Origin of the sequence: Burkholderia territorii (assembly GCF_001718335.1) — a bacterium.
Lineage (GTDB): Bacteria > Pseudomonadota > Gammaproteobacteria > Burkholderiales > Burkholderiaceae > Burkholderia > Burkholderia territorii.
Genome location: NZ_CP013366.1, coordinates 3,246,717 through 3,262,647 on the forward strand (window position 1 = coordinate 3,246,717; position 15,931 = coordinate 3,262,647).

General features: G+C 68.8%; 16 protein-coding genes. 4 read left to right on the top strand and 12 right to left on the bottom strand.

Annotated elements, in window-relative coordinates; translation table 11 throughout:
- Positions 1-2: 2 nt before the first annotated feature.
- The 7 genes from flgH to flgB all read right to left on the bottom strand — a co-directional run bounded on the left by flgH (position 3) and on the right by flgB (position 5,349).
- On the bottom strand, positions 3-692 hold the full coding sequence (gene flgH / locus WS51_RS25445; RefSeq protein ID WP_059448502.1) for a flagellar basal body L-ring protein FlgH: 690 nt from the start codon (positions 690-692) through the stop codon (positions 3-5).
- 21 nt (positions 693-713) lie between these two features.
- Positions 714-1,502, bottom strand: a complete 789-nt coding sequence (gene flgG / locus WS51_RS25450; RefSeq protein ID WP_014895799.1) for a flagellar basal-body rod protein FlgG — start codon at positions 1,500-1,502, stop codon at positions 714-716.
- A 35-nt stretch (positions 1,503-1,537) separates the two neighbouring features.
- Positions 1,538-2,296 carry a flagellar basal-body rod protein FlgF gene (flgF, locus tag WS51_RS25455; RefSeq protein WP_059448501.1) on the bottom strand — a complete coding sequence of 253 codons (759 nt, stop codon included), beginning with the start codon at positions 2,294-2,296 and terminating at the stop codon, positions 1,538-1,540.
- 20 nt (positions 2,297-2,316) lie between these two features.
- Complete coding sequence (gene flgE, locus WS51_RS25460) at positions 2,317-3,558, bottom strand: flagellar hook protein FlgE (RefSeq protein ID WP_059542531.1); 1,242 nt, start codon at positions 3,556-3,558, stop codon at positions 2,317-2,319.
- A gap of 28 nt (positions 3,559-3,586) precedes the next feature.
- The gene (gene flgD / locus WS51_RS25465) at positions 3,587-4,333 is read right to left on the bottom strand and encodes a flagellar hook assembly protein FlgD (protein WP_059448499.1); all 747 of its coding nucleotides are present in this window, start codon (positions 4,331-4,333) and stop codon (positions 3,587-3,589) included.
- A gap of 65 nt (positions 4,334-4,398) precedes the next feature.
- Positions 4,399-4,824, bottom strand: a complete 426-nt coding sequence (gene flgC / locus WS51_RS25470; protein WP_059448498.1) for a flagellar basal body rod protein FlgC — start codon at positions 4,822-4,824, stop codon at positions 4,399-4,401.
- A 36-nt stretch (positions 4,825-4,860) separates the two neighbouring features.
- Positions 4,861-5,349 carry a flagellar basal body rod protein FlgB gene (gene flgB, locus WS51_RS25475; RefSeq protein WP_059504545.1) on the bottom strand — a complete coding sequence of 163 codons (489 nt, stop codon included), beginning with the start codon at positions 5,347-5,349 and terminating at the stop codon, positions 4,861-4,863.
- 205 nt (positions 5,350-5,554) lie between these two features.
- On the opposite strand from flgB, the gene flgA reads away from it, so the two are divergent.
- From flgA to WS51_RS25490, 3 genes are all read left to right on the top strand, one after another.
- Positions 5,555-6,778: a flagellar basal body P-ring formation chaperone FlgA gene (gene flgA / locus WS51_RS25480; RefSeq protein WP_069229919.1), complete on the top strand. Its 1,224-nt coding sequence runs from the start codon at positions 5,555-5,557 to the stop codon at positions 6,776-6,778.
- Positions 6,779-6,896: 118 nt separating this feature from the next.
- Positions 6,897-7,229 carry a flagellar biosynthesis anti-sigma factor FlgM gene (gene flgM, locus WS51_RS25485; RefSeq protein WP_059448495.1) on the top strand — a complete coding sequence of 111 codons (333 nt, stop codon included), beginning with the start codon at positions 6,897-6,899 and terminating at the stop codon, positions 7,227-7,229.
- Positions 7,230-7,312: 83 nt separating this feature from the next.
- Entirely contained in the window at positions 7,313-7,753 is a 441-nt protein-coding gene (locus tag WS51_RS25490; RefSeq protein ID WP_059504540.1) for a flagella synthesis protein FlgN, read from the top strand.
- A 114-nt stretch (positions 7,754-7,867) separates the two neighbouring features.
- On the opposite strand, the gene WS51_RS25495 is transcribed toward WS51_RS25490, so the two are convergent.
- A complete protein-coding gene (locus WS51_RS25495) occupies positions 7,868-9,718 on the bottom strand; it encodes a M24 family metallopeptidase (protein WP_069229920.1) in 1,851 nt (616 codons plus the stop codon).
- Between the two features lie 445 nt (positions 9,719-10,163).
- On the opposite strand from WS51_RS25495, the gene WS51_RS25505 reads away from it, so the two are divergent.
- Positions 10,164-10,970, top strand: coding sequence for a helix-turn-helix domain-containing protein (locus tag WS51_RS25505; RefSeq protein WP_069229921.1), 807 nt, complete (start codon positions 10,164-10,166; stop codon positions 10,968-10,970).
- A 45-nt stretch (positions 10,971-11,015) separates the two neighbouring features.
- Here WS51_RS25505 and WS51_RS25510 read toward each other — a convergent pair whose 3' ends face one another.
- Genes WS51_RS25510 through WS51_RS25525 form a run of 4 tightly spaced genes read right to left on the bottom strand, consistent with a single transcriptional unit; the run spans position 11,016 to position 15,925 of the window.
- Positions 11,016-12,257 carry a multifunctional CCA addition/repair protein gene (locus WS51_RS25510; RefSeq protein WP_069229922.1) on the bottom strand — a complete coding sequence of 414 codons (1,242 nt, stop codon included), beginning with the start codon at positions 12,255-12,257 and terminating at the stop codon, positions 11,016-11,018.
- Positions 12,254-12,901 carry a glutathione S-transferase family protein gene (locus tag WS51_RS25515; RefSeq protein ID WP_060329161.1) on the bottom strand — a complete coding sequence of 216 codons (648 nt, stop codon included), beginning with the start codon at positions 12,899-12,901 and terminating at the stop codon, positions 12,254-12,256. Before WS51_RS25515 ends, WS51_RS25510 begins: the two co-directional genes overlap by 4 nt.
- A gap of 54 nt (positions 12,902-12,955) precedes the next feature.
- Positions 12,956-13,915, bottom strand: a complete 960-nt coding sequence (locus tag WS51_RS25520; protein ID WP_060329162.1) for a complex I NDUFA9 subunit family protein — start codon at positions 13,913-13,915, stop codon at positions 12,956-12,958.
- A 57-nt stretch (positions 13,916-13,972) separates the two neighbouring features.
- Positions 13,973-15,925: a lytic transglycosylase domain-containing protein gene (locus tag WS51_RS25525; protein WP_059771801.1), complete on the bottom strand. Its 1,953-nt coding sequence runs from the start codon at positions 15,923-15,925 to the stop codon at positions 13,973-13,975.
- Between the last annotated feature and the right edge of the window lie 6 nt (positions 15,926-15,931).

Here is a 15,931-nt window from a genome sequence, read left to right on the forward strand (position 1 = left end):
CGTCACCACGGTGCGATGTTGAGGAAGAAGCGCTGCAGCCAGCCCATCGTCTCGGCTTCGTTGATGTAGCCCTTCGCCGAGTATTCGATGCGCGCGTCGGCCACCTGCGTCGAGTAGACCGAATTCGCGCCCGAGATCGTGTTCGGGTTGACGACCCCGGAGAAGCGCACGAACTCGTTGCCCTGGTTGATCAGCATCTGCTTCTCGCCGCTGACGACGAGATTGCCGTTCGGCAGCACGTTGGTGACGGTCACCGTGATCGTGCCGTTGAACGTGTTCGCCGCGCTGGCGCCGCCGGTCGCCGCGAACTTGTTGTTGCCGGCCGCCGACAGGTTCGCCTTCGCGAACAGCCCGCCGAGGAAGCCGGCCGTCGGCACGTTGAAGCTGGTGTCGCCCGCGCGGTTGGTGTTCGCCCCCGACGACTTGGTCGCGTTGATGTTCTCCGCGATCACGATCGTCAGGATGTCGCCGATATTGCGCGGCCGCTGATCCTCGAACAGCGGCCGGCCCGCGTAGCCCGGGTTGTAGATGGAGCCGGGCGCCTGCATCGACATCGGCATCGGCGGCTGCGCCGTCATCGGCTGCTGGATGATCGGGTCGCGCGGAATCTGCGCGCAACCGGCGAGCGCGGCCACCGCGACCGCGCACGCGGCGCGGACGGAGGCTGACGGGAGGAGGCGAACCTGCTTCATGGCGACGACGGGACTTTCCGGTTAGCTCTTCATCTGCGTGACGGTCTGCAGCATCTGGTCGGACGTCGTCACGGCCTTGCTGTTGATCTCGTACGCGCGCTGCGTCTGAATCATGTTGACGAGCTCCTGCACGACGTTCACGTTCGACGCCTCGACATAGCCCTGGTTGAGCACGCCCGCGCCGTTCAGGCCCGGCTGCGACACGTTCGGCGCACCCGACGACGTGGTCTCGGCGAACAGGTTCTCGCCCTTCGCCTCGAGGCCGGCCGGGTTGATGAAGGTCGCGATCTGCAGCGAGCCGATCTGCACCGCGTTGCTCGAGCCCGGCTGCGTGACCGACACGACGCCGTCCTTGCCGATCGTCAGCGACTGCGCGTTCTGCGGCACGGTGATCGCCGGCAGGATCTGGTAGCCGCTCGACGTGACGAGCTGGCCCTGCGCGTTGGTCTGGAACGAGCCGTCGCGCGTATACGCGTTCGTGCCGTCCGGCATCAGCACCTGGAAGAAGCCCGCGCCGTTGATCGCGACGTCCTTCGAGTTGCCGGTCTGCGTGAGGCCGCCCTGCGTGTACAGGCGCTCGGTCGCGACCTGCTGCACGCCGGTGCCGAGCTGCAGGCCCGACGGCAGTTCGGTCTGCTGCGTCGAGTTCGCGCCCGGCTGGCGGATCGTCTGGTACAGCAGATCCTCGAACACCGCGCGCGACGCCTTGAAGCCGTTCGTGCTGGTGTTCGCGAGGTTGTTCGAGATCACGTCCATCTGCGCCTGCTGCGCATTCATGCCGGTGGCGGCGATGTAGAGCGATCGGTTCATGTTGAATCTTCTCCTGGTAGCTACGGCCGTGCCGCTCAGCTGAAGTTGAGCAGCTGGTTCGCCGACTGCTCGTTCTGGTCGGCCGTCTGGATCAGCTTCGACTGCAGCTGGAACGCCCGTGCGTTGTCGATCATCGCGACCATCGCGGTCACCGGGTTCACGTTGCTGCCTTCGAGCGAATTCGGCGTGACGACCACGTTCGGGTCGGCGTCGGCCGGATTGCCGTCGGCGGTGCGGAACAGCCCGTCGTTGCCGCGCGTGAGCGTGGCCGGGTCGGGGTTCACGAGCTTCATCTGGTCGACGATCGCGACCGCCGTCGGCGGATCGCCCGGCATCAGCGCGGACACCGTGCCGTCCTTGCCGATCGTGACTTCCGCGTTCGGCGGCACCGAGATCGGGCCGCCGTTGCCGATCACCGGCAGGTTGCTCGCGTTGACGAGCTGGCCGTTTTCGTCGACATGCAGGTTGCCCGCGCGCGTGTATGCCTCGCCGCCGTCGGCGGTCTGCACCGACAGCCAGCCGGCGCCCTGCACCGCGACGTCGAGCGGATTGCCGGTGCGCGTGATCGGGCCCGGTGCGTAATCCGCGCCGGGCGTCGACGCGAGCACGTAGGTGCGCGTCGTCGACGGGTCGATGTTGCTGCCGTCGCCGAAATTCATCGGCACCGCGCGATAGGTCGCGAGCTGCGCGCGAAAACCCGTCGTCGACGCGTTCGCGAGGTTGTTCGCGACGATCGCCTGCTGGTCGAGCGACTGCGACGCGCCCGTCATCGCCGTGTAGATCAGTCGGTCCATGGCTGCCGGTTATCCGCGCATTACAGGTTGATGAGCGTCTGGTCGACGGTCTGCTGCGTCTTGATCGTCTGCGCGTTCGCCTGGTAGTTGCGCTGCGCGGTGATCAGGTTGACGAGCTGCGACGTCAGGTCGACGTTCGAGTTCTCGAGCGCGCTGCCCTGCAGCGAACCATGGTTCGTGCTGCCCGGCGCCGAAATCTGCGGCACGCCCGACGCGGACGATTCGGCGTACTGGTTGCCGCCGAGATTGACGAGCCCGTTCGGGTTGTTGAAGTTCGCGAGCACGATCTGGCCGAGCACCGCCGTCTGGCCGTTCGAGTAGTTGCCGGTCAGCTTGCCGTCGGCGCCGATCGAGAAGGTCGTCAGCGTGCCGCTCGCATAGCCGTCCTGCGCGAGGTTGTTCACGCCGTCCTTGCCGCCGTACTGCGTGGTGCCGGTCAGGTCGAGCGTGAGCTGCTGCGGCGTCGCCGAACCGTCGGTGTTCGGCACGGTGAACTGGAACTGGCCGAGCGATGCGGTCGGCGTGGCCGGCGTGCCCGTCGTCGTGCTCTGGATCGCGCCGGACGAGTTGAACGTGACCGTGCCGAGATCCGTCGTGGCGCCGCCCTGCACGCCCGCGTAGGCTTCCCACGTGCCGGCCGCCGACTTCACGAAGTACATGTTGACCGCCTGCGAGCCGCCGAGCGAGTCATACACCTGGATCGACGTCGAGTAGTTGTACGTCGTGGTGTCGGTCGCGCTGAACGGCGTCTTGGTCGGCACCGTGTCCTGCGAGTTCAGGTTGAACTGGCCGGTGATCTTGGTCGTCGCGGTCGGCGCGATATTGGTGGTCGGCGCCTGCAGCGGCACGGTCTGCGCGGTGTTGATCACGCCGCCCGAGCTCGCCGCGTAACCCATCAGGTTGCGGCCTTGCGAGTCGACGATGAAGCCGTTCTTGTCGCGCTGGAACGTGCCGTCGCGCGAGTACGTCGTCACGCCGTTGTTCGACATCTGGAAGAAGCCGTTGCCGTTGATCGCGACGTCGAGCGACGAGTTCGTCGTGTTGATCGTGCCCTGGCCGAACTGCTGCTGCACCGATGCGAGCGACGTGCCGATCCCGATCTGCGTGTTGACCGACGTCGCGACCGAGTTCGCGTACATGTCGGAGAACTGCGCGGTGCTCGACTTGAAGCCGACCGTGTTCGCGTTCGCGATGTTGTTGCCGATCACGTCGAGCGCGTTCGATGCGCCGGCGAGGCCGCTCAGACCCTGTTGATAACCCATTTCGGTCTCCGTTTTCGAGAAAGCTGGATCAGTTGGTGGTGGTCGTGCCGCCGGACGACGACGACGCGGTGTTCGGGAAGATCGACGCGACCTGGGTCAAGCCCACCGTCGTGCCGTTCGACAGCACGAGCCCCGCCGTGCCGTCGGCCTGCTTGATCACGCTCTGCACCGTCGCGGCCGCGAGCACGGTCGGCGTATACGTCTTGCCGTCGCTGCCCGTGTACTGCGCGCTCACGGTGTAGGTGCCGTCCGGCAGCGTGTTGCCGGCCGCATCCGTCGGCGTCCAGTTGAACGGCACCGTGCCGGCCGACTGCTTGCCCGCGTTGATCGTGTTGACGACCGCACCCGACTTGTCCTTCACGGTGATCGTCAGGTTCGACACGTCGTTCGCGAGCGACACGCCGAACGGCGACGCCGCGCCGCTCTTCACGCCGACGCTGTTGCCCGGCGCGAGCACGTTGGTGCCGATCAGCAGCGCGGCCTGCGTCTGCTGGCCGGCCGCGAGCTGCGTCGACAGTGACGTGAGCGACGTGTTCAGCTGCGCGATGCCGCTCACCGTGTTGATCTGCGCGAGCTGCGACGTCATCTGCGAGCTGTCGACCGGGCTCGTCGGATCCTGGTTCTGCAGCTGCGTGACGAGCAGCTTCAGGAACGTCGCCTGCAGGTCGCTCGCCGACGTGCCGGTGCTCGACACGTTGTTGGTGTTCATCGTGTCGGTCGGCAGGGTCGACACGTTGGTGCCGTTGCTGCCGATCGTCGTGCTGGAGGAAGTCATCCTGGGTGGCCTTGTGTCGGAACTGTCGGGTCTGTCTCGGTGTGGAAGTGCGATCGGCGCGCGGCTTACGTGCCGATCGTCAGCGTCTTGAGCATCAGCGTCTTCGCGGTGTTCAGCGTCTCGACGTTGGCCTGGTACGAGCGCGACGCCGAGATCATGTTCACCATCTCCTGCACCGGATCGACGTTCGGCATCTGCACGTAGCCGTTCGCGTCGGCGGCCGGGTTCGCGGGGTCGTAGGTCGACTTCATCGGCGACGGATCGTCGACCACCTTCGTCACGCGCACGCCGCCCACGCCCTGGCCGGACGCGGTGCGCGCGCCGCCGATCGGGTCGGTCGCGAACACGACCTGCTTGGCCTTGTACGGCTTGCCGTCGGGGCCGGTCGCGCTGTCCGCGTTCGCGAGGTTCGACGCGGTGACGTTCAGGCGCTGCGATTGCGCGGACAGCGCTGAACCGGCGACGCCGAAGATGTTCATCAACGAGGGCATGGAGGCTCCTTGTTCGGGTTCGGAAGCGGCGCGCGCTTACGAGTTCGTCGAGATCGCGGCGATCATCGCCTTGATCTGCTGGGTCATCACGGTCATCCCGGTTTCGTAGTGCAGCGCGTTGTTCGCGAACTGCACGCGCTCGACGTCGAGATCGACCGTGTTGCCGTCGAGCGACGGCTGCAGCGGCATCCGGTACTGCGCGCGACCGTAGTCGTCCGCCGGGCCGCCCGTCGGAATCAGCTTCGCGGTGCCGGCCATGTGGCCGGGCGCCGTCGACACCATCGTCATCCCGCTCGTCACGCCGGCCGGCTGCGCCATGGGCAGCGGTGCGGCGTTGCTCGGCGCGAGGCCGCCGCCCGTCTGCTTCAGCGAGCGCGCGAGGGTCGACGCGAAATCGACGTCGCGGGCCTGGTAGCCGGGCGTGTCGGCGTTCGCGATGTTCGACGACAGCAGTTCCTGCCGATAGGCGCGCACGTCGAGCGCCTGTCGGCCGAACGCGAATTCGGCATCGAGTTTGTCCAGCATGTGTGCGTCTCTCCGTATGAAGCGCTGCACGCCCGTTGCGCCGGATGGCGGCCCAAGGGGCTTTTTTCCATGACAGCGATGGTAGGCGCCGCCCGCAACCGGCAATCGGACGAATAACGCGGCAAAGGCCCCCTCTATTCATCGTTTGCGCGACGGCCCGCGTCCCTAGAATGCGAATCGGATCAACGGCTTCGAGGACACGGCGATGACACGCGCATTTCGCGGAAACGACGGACGCGGCACGCGCATCGCGCGTGCATGCGCGCTCGCCGCGGCGCTGTGGCTCGCGGTGCCGCTCGCGTACGCGGACGACGGGATGATCGTGATTCCCGGACGCGGCGAGACGGCCGAGACCGCGCTCGCGCATGCGAACGCGGCGAGCGGCGGGCAGTTCGGCGCGAATGCGGGCACGGCTGCTTCGGCTTCGGCTTCGGCCTGGGCTTCGGGTACGGGAATGCCGACGACAGGCGGCGCCCGGGACGCAAGCGGCGGCGCCGGCATCAATGGCGCGGCCTCGGCCGGCTCGATGGTCGTGACGAGCGTTGCGCCGCCAGCCGCCGTGCCGGCACCGGCACCGCGCCCCGTCTACGCCGCCGCGCGCGCGAACGCGGGCGATGGCGCGCGGCGCGCTGCCGAGCCGGGTGCCGTCGCGACCGTCGTCGCGGGCACGGCCGATGCCGCATCGAATCCGTCGCGCCCGGCCATCGCCGCGCGCATGGCGGCGGCCCGCGCCGCTTCGGCCGCGCCCGCCGTTGCCGCCGCGCCGGCCCCGGCCACCACCGCACCCCAGCCGGCGCCCCCGCCCGGCCAGCAGGATCCCGACACGATCCGGCGCACGGCCCTCGCATTCCTGCAGCAGCAGGTCGCGGGCCTGCCCGGCAAGACCACCGCGACGGTTGCCGCCGCATTTCCGCGCGGACTCGCCGCGTGCACGACGCTCGAGCCGTTCCTGCCGACCGGCGCGCGCCTGTGGGGTCGCACGACGGTCGGCGTGCGCTGCGCCGGCGCGCGGCCGTGGACGGTCTATCTGCAGGCGAAGGTCGCCGTGCAGGCCACTTATTACGTCGCTGCGCGGCAGATCGCACCCGGCGAGCCGCTCACCGCAGCCGACCTGGTCGCGCGCGACGGCGACCTGACGGTGCTGCCGCTGGCGGTGATCACCGATCCCGCGCAGGCGGTCGGCGCGACCGCGCTGGCCCGGATCTCGGCCGGGCTGCCGCTGCGCCAGGACATGCTCAAGAGCGCCGCGTCGGTGTCGGCCGGCCAGACGGTCCGCGTCGTCGCGGCCGGGCCCGGCTTCACGATCTCGGCCGAGGGCAGCGCGCTCGCGAATGCGGCGCCGGGCCAGTCGGTGCGGGTCAGGATGGCGGCGGGCCAGATCGTCACGGCGATCGTCAAGGACGCCGGAACCGTGGAAATTCCGCTTTAGGGGCGGATCGCGGCGAAAGAGTGTAAAGAATTGTTTATTCGGAGAATGTCGGGCTCACGATGCTAAAGTTCGGGCCGACCCGGCCGTTATCTGGGTCATACCGTACAGGAAACCCATCGTGAAGATCGATTCCACTCCGAACCCGAGCCCACTCGCGTCGACCGGCAACGGCGCGACCCGCGCGCAATCCGGCGCGGCTTCGTCGTCGTCCGCGCAGGCGGCCGACGCAGGATCGACCGGCGGCGACACGACCGTGAACCTGTCGGGTCTGTCCGGCCAGCTGCGTTCGCTGTCGGCCTCCGGCAGCGCCGACATCGACACGGCCCTCGTCCAGTCGATCAAGGACGCACTGAACAACGGCACGTTGACGATCGACGTGAACAAGATCGCCGACGGCGTACTGAATACCGCCCGCGACCTGCTGCAACAGCAGCGCTCGCAGGGCAACTGAGCCGGCCCGGGGCCCGTCACGCCCTGACCGGTCCCCTGGTTTGCCGGCATGCGCACGCGTGCCGGCGCGACGAGCATGACGCGATGAGAGAAGAGCTGCTGGCCACGGTCAACGACGAACACGCGACGGTCGAAGCGTTCGCGTCCCTGCTCGCCTACGAGGAAAAGGCGCTGACGACACCGGAGCCGCTCGAGATGCTGCCCGGCATCGTCGAAAGGAAAACCGAGCTGATCGACCGGCTCGCGCAGCTCGAGCGCACGCGCGACACGCAGCTGTCCGCGCTCGGCTTTCCGGCCGGCAAGAAAGGGATGGACCAGGCCGCCGAGCGCGATGCCCGCCTCGCCGGCCGCTGGCAGTTGCTGCTGCAGGCCGCCGAACGCGCGCGGCAGGCCAATGCGACCAACGGGATGCTGATCCGGATCCGGATGGACTACAACGAGCGCGCGCTCGCGGTGCTGCGCTCGGCGCCCGCGCCGGCCGGTGTCTACGGCCCCGACGGGCGCGTGTCGGCGCTGATGCGCTGAGACCCCGACCGCTCCGGCTGCACCGATTCCACTGACGCCCCCGTCACGCCGGCGCAGCGACGCGCCGGCTGCGCATCGCGCGGCCCTGCCAAGGCCGCGCGCACCTTCCCCGTTTCAAAGCAGCGGACACGCGGTGACCTGCGTGCCGCGTTCCACGCAAAGCCGTTCGTAGTCGCGCAGGTACGCGCGCTCGTCGTCGTCCAGCATCCCGAGATCGATCAGGTCCCAGTCGTAGCCGACCGTGACGAGGTTCTCGAACGCCACGGTGTCGGACGCGTCGTCGTCCGCGCGCACGATCACGATGTTCTCGATCCGCACGCCGCCCTTGCCCGGCACGTAGATGCCCGGCTCGACCGAAATCACCGCGTTCGGCACCAACCCGTACTTCGCGCCCGGCGCGAACCGCACGCCGCCTTCGTGCACGTGGATGCCGACACCGTGCCCGGTGCCGTGGCCGAAATCGTAGCCGTGATCGCGGCACACCTGGCGCACCGTCGCATCGACGTCGCCGCCCGTCGCCGTCTTCGGAAAGCGCGTGACGAGCCCCTTGATGCACGCCTTCAGCGCGACCGTGTAGATCTCGCGCTGCCACGGCCTGGCGACCGTATCCGGCTGCGTGCGGCGCAGCACGACGCGCGTGCAGTCCGTCGCGAAACCGGCGTCGTAGTACGCACCGCTGTCGAGCAGCACGAGTTCGCCTTCGGTCAGCTCGACGTCGGCGCTCGCCGCCGTGTAGTGCGCGAACGCGCTGTTCGCGCCGTTCGCCGCGATCGACGGGAACGTCAGCGCGACCGCCGAGCGGGCGCCGTATGCGTCGTTGATCGTGCGGGCCAGGTCGTACTCGGTATGGCGCTGCCCCGGCTCGCCGGCTTTCGCCCAGCGCATCGTTTCGGCGATCGCCGCCGAACTGCGCGCGAATGCGTCGCGGAACCGCTCGAGGACCGCCGGCGTCTTGGCGGCCCGCAGCGCCTCCACCGGGTTGAAATCGGCGTGGCGCGCGTGCGGCCACACGCGACGCACCGACTCGACGAGCGCGCAGTTGACCGATTCGAAGCCGTAGCACACGTGGTCGACCGCGAACCGCGCGAGGAAGCGCTCGAGTTCGGCGACATCGCGCCGGATCACCTGCAGCGCCGGATACGACGTCACTTCGACCGGGCACCGGTCGCAACCTTCCGGCAGGAACAGCACGACCTGCTCGCCGAGCGCGAACAGAAAGCCCAGGTGCGACGACGCATTCGGGATGTGATAGCCGCGGCTGTTCAGCAGATACGCGAGATCGTCGGACGCGCACGTGAAGAACGCGGTCTTGCCCGGCGCCGCGCCGGTGTGCCCGGCGAGTCGCCGGTTCAGCGCATCGACGTTGTGCGCGATGCTCGCGCCGGTCATCGCATCCGGCAGCTCGAAGATCGGCCGCTCGACCTCCCAGCCCGGCAGCGCGATCGCGCGGTCGATCTCGCGCTCGACGAAGCTCGTCCAGTCGAGCGACGCCGCCTGCGTGCGCTCGACCAGCCGGTCGCGCTGCGCGACGCTGATTCGCAGCGCGTCGTAGCCCACCCGCGCGAGCCGGCTCGCATGCGCGAGCAGCCAGTCGGCCAGCGCCTGCCAGATCGTCACGTTCATCCCGAGCTTCTCGATGCGCACGCGCGCCGGGTCGCATTGCTGTTCGGCCTGCAGGTGGTAGCGGCCGTCGACGAACAGCACGAACGGCGGCACGCCGAGCGCCTGCGCGGTTGCCGCGCTCAGGAAGATCCCGCAGCCGGCCGAGCCGTCGAAGCCCGACAGCGCATAGCGCGGGTTGTTGCGGCGCGGCAGGTATTCGGTGATGTACTCGTCCTGCGACGTGACCACGACCGCGTCGAGCCGCGCGGCATCGAGCAGTCGCGACAGGCCGGCCTGCGTATCGGCGACGCACGCGTCGTACGGAGGAAGGCCGGAGAAGCTGTATTTCAGTCGATCGATCATCGGATACCCGTTATTGATTGTTGTAGGCGGCCGGCGGCGACACGCGCCGGCGCATGCGTGGCGCGACACACCGCCCGTGCGGGGACGCGCGGCGCGGAGCGCAGCCGCGCGGCGGTGCCGTTCCATCGCCGGATTTTCGGGGAAATTTTTGTCTCACTTAACTTTGTTTGATGCGAGCGACAGAATCTAGAGCACGCTGAAATCGCGGTCAAGCCAAAATTTTCGTAGGGCTAAAATTTCCGACACCGCGCGCGGCGGCGGCGCGGTCATGCGCGGCCGCGTCCGGCGCGCAACGTCCTCGCGCCGGCGTGCGCGGTACGCGCGGTACAATGCGCCGGCATCGTCGTCCCGACGGCCGTGCTTCGTGCGATTCGCGCAACGCCGCATCCCGGCGACGGCACCGCCCCTCTGCCCGCCTTGCGGCTCGTTGCCACGAAAGAGATTCATGGATTCAGACATCATGCGTATCGGCCAGCGCATTCGCCGCCTGCGCCGGGAAGCGAAGAAGACGCTGCTGGAAGTCGCGACCGAAGCAAACCTGTCGGTCGGGTTCCTGTCGCAGGTCGAGCGCCACCTCACCGGCATCTCGCTCTCGTCGCTCGTCAACGTCGCGAAGGCGCTGAACGTGCCGCTCGGCACGCTGATCGACCAGCCGCGCCAGGCGCAGCCCGACTCGCACGCGGGCCGCCGCGAGCCGTACGCCGTCGATGCCGCGTCGCAGTGGTACGAGCGGCTGTCCACCACCTTCGACGGCAGTCAGATCAACGCGCTCAAGGTCCGGATGATGGAGGGCTACCGTTCGGAATGGGTCGCGCACGGCGGCGACGAGTTCGTGTACGTGCTGACCGGACGGCTTTGCTACACGATCGGCAGGAAGGATTACCCGCTGTCCGCCGGCGACTCGCTGCACTTCGACGCAAGGAAACGCCACCGCGTCGCGAACGTCGGCGACGGGCCCGCCGAGATGATCGCGGTCGGCACGCTGCCGCTCTTCGACGACGACGATGCGGAGCTCGGATCCGCGGCAATGAAGATCAGGCTGCTTGCACGCGATGCCGGCGCAAGGCCGGGCGAGCCGCGCGTGAGCCGCCGCGAACCCGCGGCGAAACCCGAGCGCGACACGGATTCGAACGCGGCCGCGCCCGTCGACACGCGGGCCAAGCCGGCAACCGGGAAGCCGCGCGCCGCCACCGCCAAGCGAGCCGCTGCCGCCACGCCGTCTCGCCGCGCCACCGCCCGCACGAAGCAGTGACAGCCAGCTGCCGGGCGGCGCGCTCCGCCACCCGGCGCTCGCCCGTTATTCGGCGATCGCCAGCGCCTGCTTGACGGCCTCGATGCGCGCGCGATGCACGGCGTCCTTGATCCGCATCGCATCGTTGGCAAGGCCGCGCGCGATCGCGCCCGCATCGACACTGCGCGCCGCCACCAGCGCCACGCGCAGCCGCTCGGCCTGCGGATACGGCTGCGTGTCGAGCCCGAGCCGGCCGCGCGCATCCGATTCGCACGCCTGCAGCATCTCGGCGAAGCGCGCCGGCTTGCGCAGTGCGTCGCTGCGCTCGAAGAGCCGCACGAGCGCGGCCGCGCCCATTTCCATCACGCGATGCAGGTTGCCGTGCTCGCGCGCGACCACCAGCGCGAGATCGCGGCACTCGTTCGGCACGCGCAGCCGCTCGCACAGCGGCTTGATGAGATCGACGCTGCGCCCTTCGTGGCCGACATGGCGCGGCAGCACGTCCGCGGGTGTGGTCGCCTTGCCGAGATCGTGCGTGAGCGCCGCGAAGCGCACCGGCAGCGAATAGCGCTGCTTCGCCGCGTAATCGACGACCATCATCACGTGCACGCCCGTGTCGACCTCCGGGTGGTAGTCCGCGCGTTGCGGCACGCCCCACAGCGCGTCGACCTCGGGCAGGATGCGCGCGAGCGCGCCGCACTCGCGCAGCACCGCGAACATCCGCGACGGCTTCGCCTCCATCAGCCCGCGCGCGATCTCCTGCCACACGCGCTCGGGCACCAGCGCGTCCGCTTCGCCCGCGTCGACCATCCGCCGCATCAGCGCGAGCGTGTCGTCCGCGACCGTGAAATCGGCGAAGCGCGCGGCAAAGCGCGCGATCCGCAGGATCCGCACCGGATCCTCGACGAACGCGTCGCCCACGTGCCGGAACACGCGCGCGCGCAGGTCGGCCTGTCCGTCGAACGGATCGATCACCGGGCCGACCAGCGCACCTTCCGGGCTCACTTCGCGCGCCATCGCGTTGATCGTCAGGTCGCGCCGCGCAAGATCCTCCTCGAGCGTCACGTCCGGTGCGTAGTAGAACTGGAAGCCGTGATAGCCGGCCGCCGTCTTGCGTTCGGTGCGCGCGAGCGCGTATTCCTCCTGCGTGTCCGGATGCAGGAACACGGGAAAATCCTTGCCGACCGGCCGGAAGCCCTGCGCGACCATCTGCTCGGGCGTTGCGCCCACGACCACGTAGTCGCGGTCCTGCACCGGCACGCCGAGCAATTCGTCGCGGATCGCTCCGCCTACTGCGTAGATGTTCATGGCGTCGGTTCGTACTCGGCGATCACGTTGGTTTCGCGGCGCGCGGCATCGATCCAGCGTTGCACCGCCGGCAGCGCCGTCACACGCGCGGCATAGCCGGCCGCCTCCGGCGACAGCGCCGGCGCATACGTGTTGAAACGCATCACGACCGGCGCATACATCGCATCGGCGATCCCGAATTCACCGAACAGGAACGGGCCGCCCGATGCCTCGATGCATGCGCTCCACAGCGCGTCGATGCGCGCGACGTCGGCGAGCGCCTCGGGCGTCGCGCCGCGCCCCGGCATCGACGCGCGCACGTTCATGCCCATGTCCGTACGCAACGCGGCGAAGCCCGAGTGCATCTCGGCCGAGATGCAGCGCGCATGCGCGCGGTCGAGCGGATCGGCCGGCCACATCGGGAATTGCGGATAACGCTCGGCGAGCGTCTCGGCGATCGCGAGCGAATCCCAGATCGCAAAGCCGTGGTCGTCGACCAGGCACGGCACCTTGCCGGTCGGCGAATACTCGCGGATGCGCGCGGCCGTGTCGTCGCGGCGCAGCTCGATCGCGATCTCGTCGAACGGGATGCCGAAATGCGCGAGCAGCAGCCACGGCCGCATCGACCACGACGAGTAATTCTTGTCTCCAATGACGAGTTTCATGGCGGGGTTCCGAAAAGCGCGAAAGTGAATGACGGAAGCGACGGCCCGCGACGCCTAGCGGCGCGAGCGGAACCAGTCGAAGCGTGAGCGCCGCGCGGCATGGCCGAGATACGCGGGCGCGATGCTCTCGAGACTCGCGGACGCGATTCCGAGTTCCGGCGCGAGCGGCCCGGACAGCACGTTCGGCACCGACATCGACGCAAGATTGTCGCGCGTGATCACCGGCTCGCCGGGCAGGCATTCGAACACGCGCGCCTGCAGTTGCGCGAGCGCGTCGGGCAGGCGCACGATGCGTGCCTGCCGGCCGACCAGCGTGCCGCAATAGCGCACCAGTTGCTCGAGCGTATAGACGGTCGGGCCGCCGAGCTCGTAGGTCTTGCCATCCGCTGCCGCGAGATCGAGCGTGTTGACGAATGCGCGCACCACGTCGCCGACGAACACCGGCTGGAATTGCGCGTCGGGCATCGCCAGCGGCAGTACCGGCAGCGTGCGCTGCAGGTTCGCGAAGGTGTTCAGGAACGCGTCGCCGGGGCCGAACACGACCGACGGGCGGAAGATCGTCAGCGCGAGCGAATCGGTCGCCGCGACCGCATGCAGCGCGGCCTCGCCGTCGCCCTTCGAGCGCTGGTACATGCTCGGGCCGTGCGAATCGGCGCCGAGCGCGCTCATGTGCAGCACGCGCCGCACGCCGACTTCGACGCACGCGGCGGCCAGCGCGGCCGGCAGCGCGACGTGCGCGCGCTCGAACCCGGGCCCGTAAGGCGTGCCGCGGCCGCCGTGCAGCACGCCGACGAGGTTGACGGCCGCATGCGCGCCGGCGACGAACCGCGCGAGCGTGCGCGTATCGAGCGCTTCCAGCTCGACGATCTCGATCGGCAGCATCTGCAGGTGGCGCGCATGCTCGCGCCGCCGCGTGCCGATCCGCACCTGCTTGCCGGCATCGATCAGCGCATTGACGAGCCGGCTGCCGATGAAGCCGGTGCCGCCCAGCAGCGCGACGGTCTGGCGATCCATGATGGTGACCTCAAAAGAACACTGCCGCGTCTCGCGCGGCAGTGTGAAGATTGCGGATCAGGGCGAGATCATGCCTAGACGCTTCTTCAACGATTGCGGTTTGCCCTCGAAGAGCGCCGCGTAATAGACGGTATTCGACAGCACGTTCTTCACGTAGTCACGCGTCTCGTTGAACGGAATCGTCTCCGCGAAGATCGCGCCTTCGACCGGCTGCGTCAACACCTGGCGCCACTGGCGCGGCCGGCCCGGGCCCGCGTTGTAGCCGGCCGTCGCCAGCACCGGCGAGCTGTCGAAGTTGTTGTAGATGTCCGCCAGATACCAGGTGCCGAGCTGGACGTTGGTATTGATGTCGTGCATCTGCGCGCGCGTGATCGTGCCCATCCCGAGCTTCTTCGCGACGAGCTGCGCGGTGGCCGGCATCAGCTGCATCAGTCCGCCCGCGCCGACCGACGAACGCGCGTTCGTGATGAAGCGCGACTCCTGGCGGATCAGCCCGTAGGCCCATTCGATGTCGAGGCCGCTCGACTGCGCGTAGCGCTCGACGATGTCGCGGTACGGCGACGGGTAGCGCAGCGTGAAGTCGTGCTCGGCCTTCGTGCGGTCGGCCGTGTTGACCGTGCGGTCGAGCAGGTCGATGCGCTTGCCGTATTCGGCGGCCGCGAGCAGCTGGCGATCGGTCATCCCGCGCAGCGGCCAGTTCCATTCGCGGTTGCCTTCGAGGCGCAGGTTCAGCCCGTAGAAGCGTTGCGCGAGCGCGAAGCCGGGGATCTTGCTCATCGCATCGACGTCGGCGTCGCTCACCTTCGTGCGCGGCGGGATCGACGTGCGCTGGCCCAGCTCCTCGCCGGCAAGCTGCCCGTAGAAGTTGAACTGGCCCGCGACCTGCTCGAACTCCTGGTTCGCCTGCAGCGTGTCGCCGCTCTGCTTGAGCGCGCGCGCATGCCAGTAGATCCATGCCGGATCGCTGCGCAGCGACGGCGGCATCTGTTCGATCGACCAGCGCACCATCGGCCAGTTGCCGGCGAGCAGCGCGGCGCGCGTGCGCCATTCGTAACCCGGGTTCGACAGCGGCGCGTTCGCGGATTTCGCATACCAGACGGATGCGAGCGGCGAGCGCTTGATCGCGCCCTGGTAGCCGATCGCGCCCCACGCGATCGCCTGCTCCTGCTTCGTCAGCGAGCCGGCGAGCGACGTCAGCATCCCCGCCGCCGCGTCCGGATCGTTGCGCGCCATGCGGCCGAGCGCGATCAGCGCGAGCTGGTGCGAGGCCGCGTCGGGACCGATGCCGCGCGCGAGATACAGCGGCGGCGCGCTGGTCGCCTGGTCGAAGCCGGCCGGCCGCGCGCCGAGCGCGTCGACGATCTTCCCGCCGAGCGTCGTGTAATTCTGCTCGTACGCGAGGCGGGCCTGCTGCCACACGTCGTCGCTCGTGAACTGCTGGTTGACGGTGAGCGCCGTAATCAGGTCGACACAGGCGTCGCCGTAGTATTTCGGCTCGACGAGCAGCGCGCGCGCCGCATCCGCGACGTTCTCGCCGCGCGCCGCGCGCGATTCGAGCGCGTAGCACTTGACCTGCGTGTCGTCGTCGAGCACGAAGCGCTTGTATTGATCGTCGAAGCTGCGCCAGTCGTGGCGCGCGCCGAGCACGAGCAGGTAGTCGTTGCGCAGGCGGTCGGCGATCGCCTGGCCGTCGTAGCGCTGCAGGAACGACTGCACGGGTGCGTCGGGGGCATCGACACGTGCGCGGCCCGTCGAATCGAACAGCTGCGGCTTGATCTGGAAATACTCGACGTAGGACGGAACCGGATAGTTCGGAATCATCGCCGCGAGCTGCGCGGCCTTCGCGGCGTCGTTGCGGCGCGCGGCTTCGCGCAGCTGCACGAAGATCTGGTCGTCCCCGGCGAGCGTGTCGTCGTTCGGTGCGGCGCACGCGGCCGTGCCCGCGACGAGCGCGGCGGCCGAAAGCGCGAGCGCGACCGCGCGATATACTCGGAAAAGGCTGTTCGACATCGTTTT

Excerpts from the sequence above, each read along its gene's own strand:
- flgE (WP_059542531.1), bottom strand. The coding sequence starts at position 3,558 with ATGGGTTATCAACAGGGTCTGAGCGGCCTCGCCGGCGCATCGAACGCG.
- WS51_RS25525 (WP_059771801.1), bottom strand. The coding sequence starts at position 15,925 with ATGTCGAACAGCCTTTTCCGAGTATATCGCGCGGTCGCGCTCGCGCTT.
- flgA (WP_069229919.1), top strand. The coding sequence starts at position 5,555 with ATGACACGCGCATTTCGCGGAAACGACGGACGCGGCACGCGCATCGCG.
- flgH (WP_059448502.1), bottom strand. The coding sequence starts at position 692 with ATGAAGCAGGTTCGCCTCCTCCCGTCAGCCTCCGTCCGCGCCGCGTGC.
- flgF (WP_059448501.1), bottom strand. The coding sequence starts at position 2,296 with ATGGACCGACTGATCTACACGGCGATGACGGGCGCGTCGCAGTCGCTC.
- WS51_RS25510 (WP_069229922.1), bottom strand. The coding sequence starts at position 12,257 with ATGAACATCTACGCAGTAGGCGGAGCGATCCGCGACGAATTGCTCGGC.
- WS51_RS25520 (WP_060329162.1), bottom strand. The coding sequence starts at position 13,915 with ATGGATCGCCAGACCGTCGCGCTGCTGGGCGGCACCGGCTTCATCGGC.
- flgB (WP_059504545.1), bottom strand. The coding sequence starts at position 5,349 with ATGCTGGACAAACTCGATGCCGAATTCGCGTTCGGCCGACAGGCGCTC.
- WS51_RS25515 (WP_060329161.1), bottom strand. The coding sequence starts at position 12,901 with ATGAAACTCGTCATTGGAGACAAGAATTACTCGTCGTGGTCGATGCGG.
- flgD (WP_059448499.1), bottom strand. The coding sequence starts at position 4,333 with ATGACTTCCTCCAGCACGACGATCGGCAGCAACGGCACCAACGTGTCG.
- flgC (WP_059448498.1), bottom strand. The coding sequence starts at position 4,824 with ATGCCCTCGTTGATGAACATCTTCGGCGTCGCCGGTTCAGCGCTGTCC.
- flgG (WP_014895799.1), bottom strand. The coding sequence starts at position 1,502 with ATGAACCGATCGCTCTACATCGCCGCCACCGGCATGAATGCGCAGCAG.
- WS51_RS25495 (WP_069229920.1), bottom strand. The coding sequence starts at position 9,718 with ATGATCGATCGACTGAAATACAGCTTCTCCGGCCTTCCTCCGTACGAC.
- WS51_RS25490 (WP_059504540.1), top strand. The coding sequence starts at position 7,313 with ATGAGAGAAGAGCTGCTGGCCACGGTCAACGACGAACACGCGACGGTC.
- WS51_RS25505 (WP_069229921.1), top strand. The coding sequence starts at position 10,164 with ATGGATTCAGACATCATGCGTATCGGCCAGCGCATTCGCCGCCTGCGC.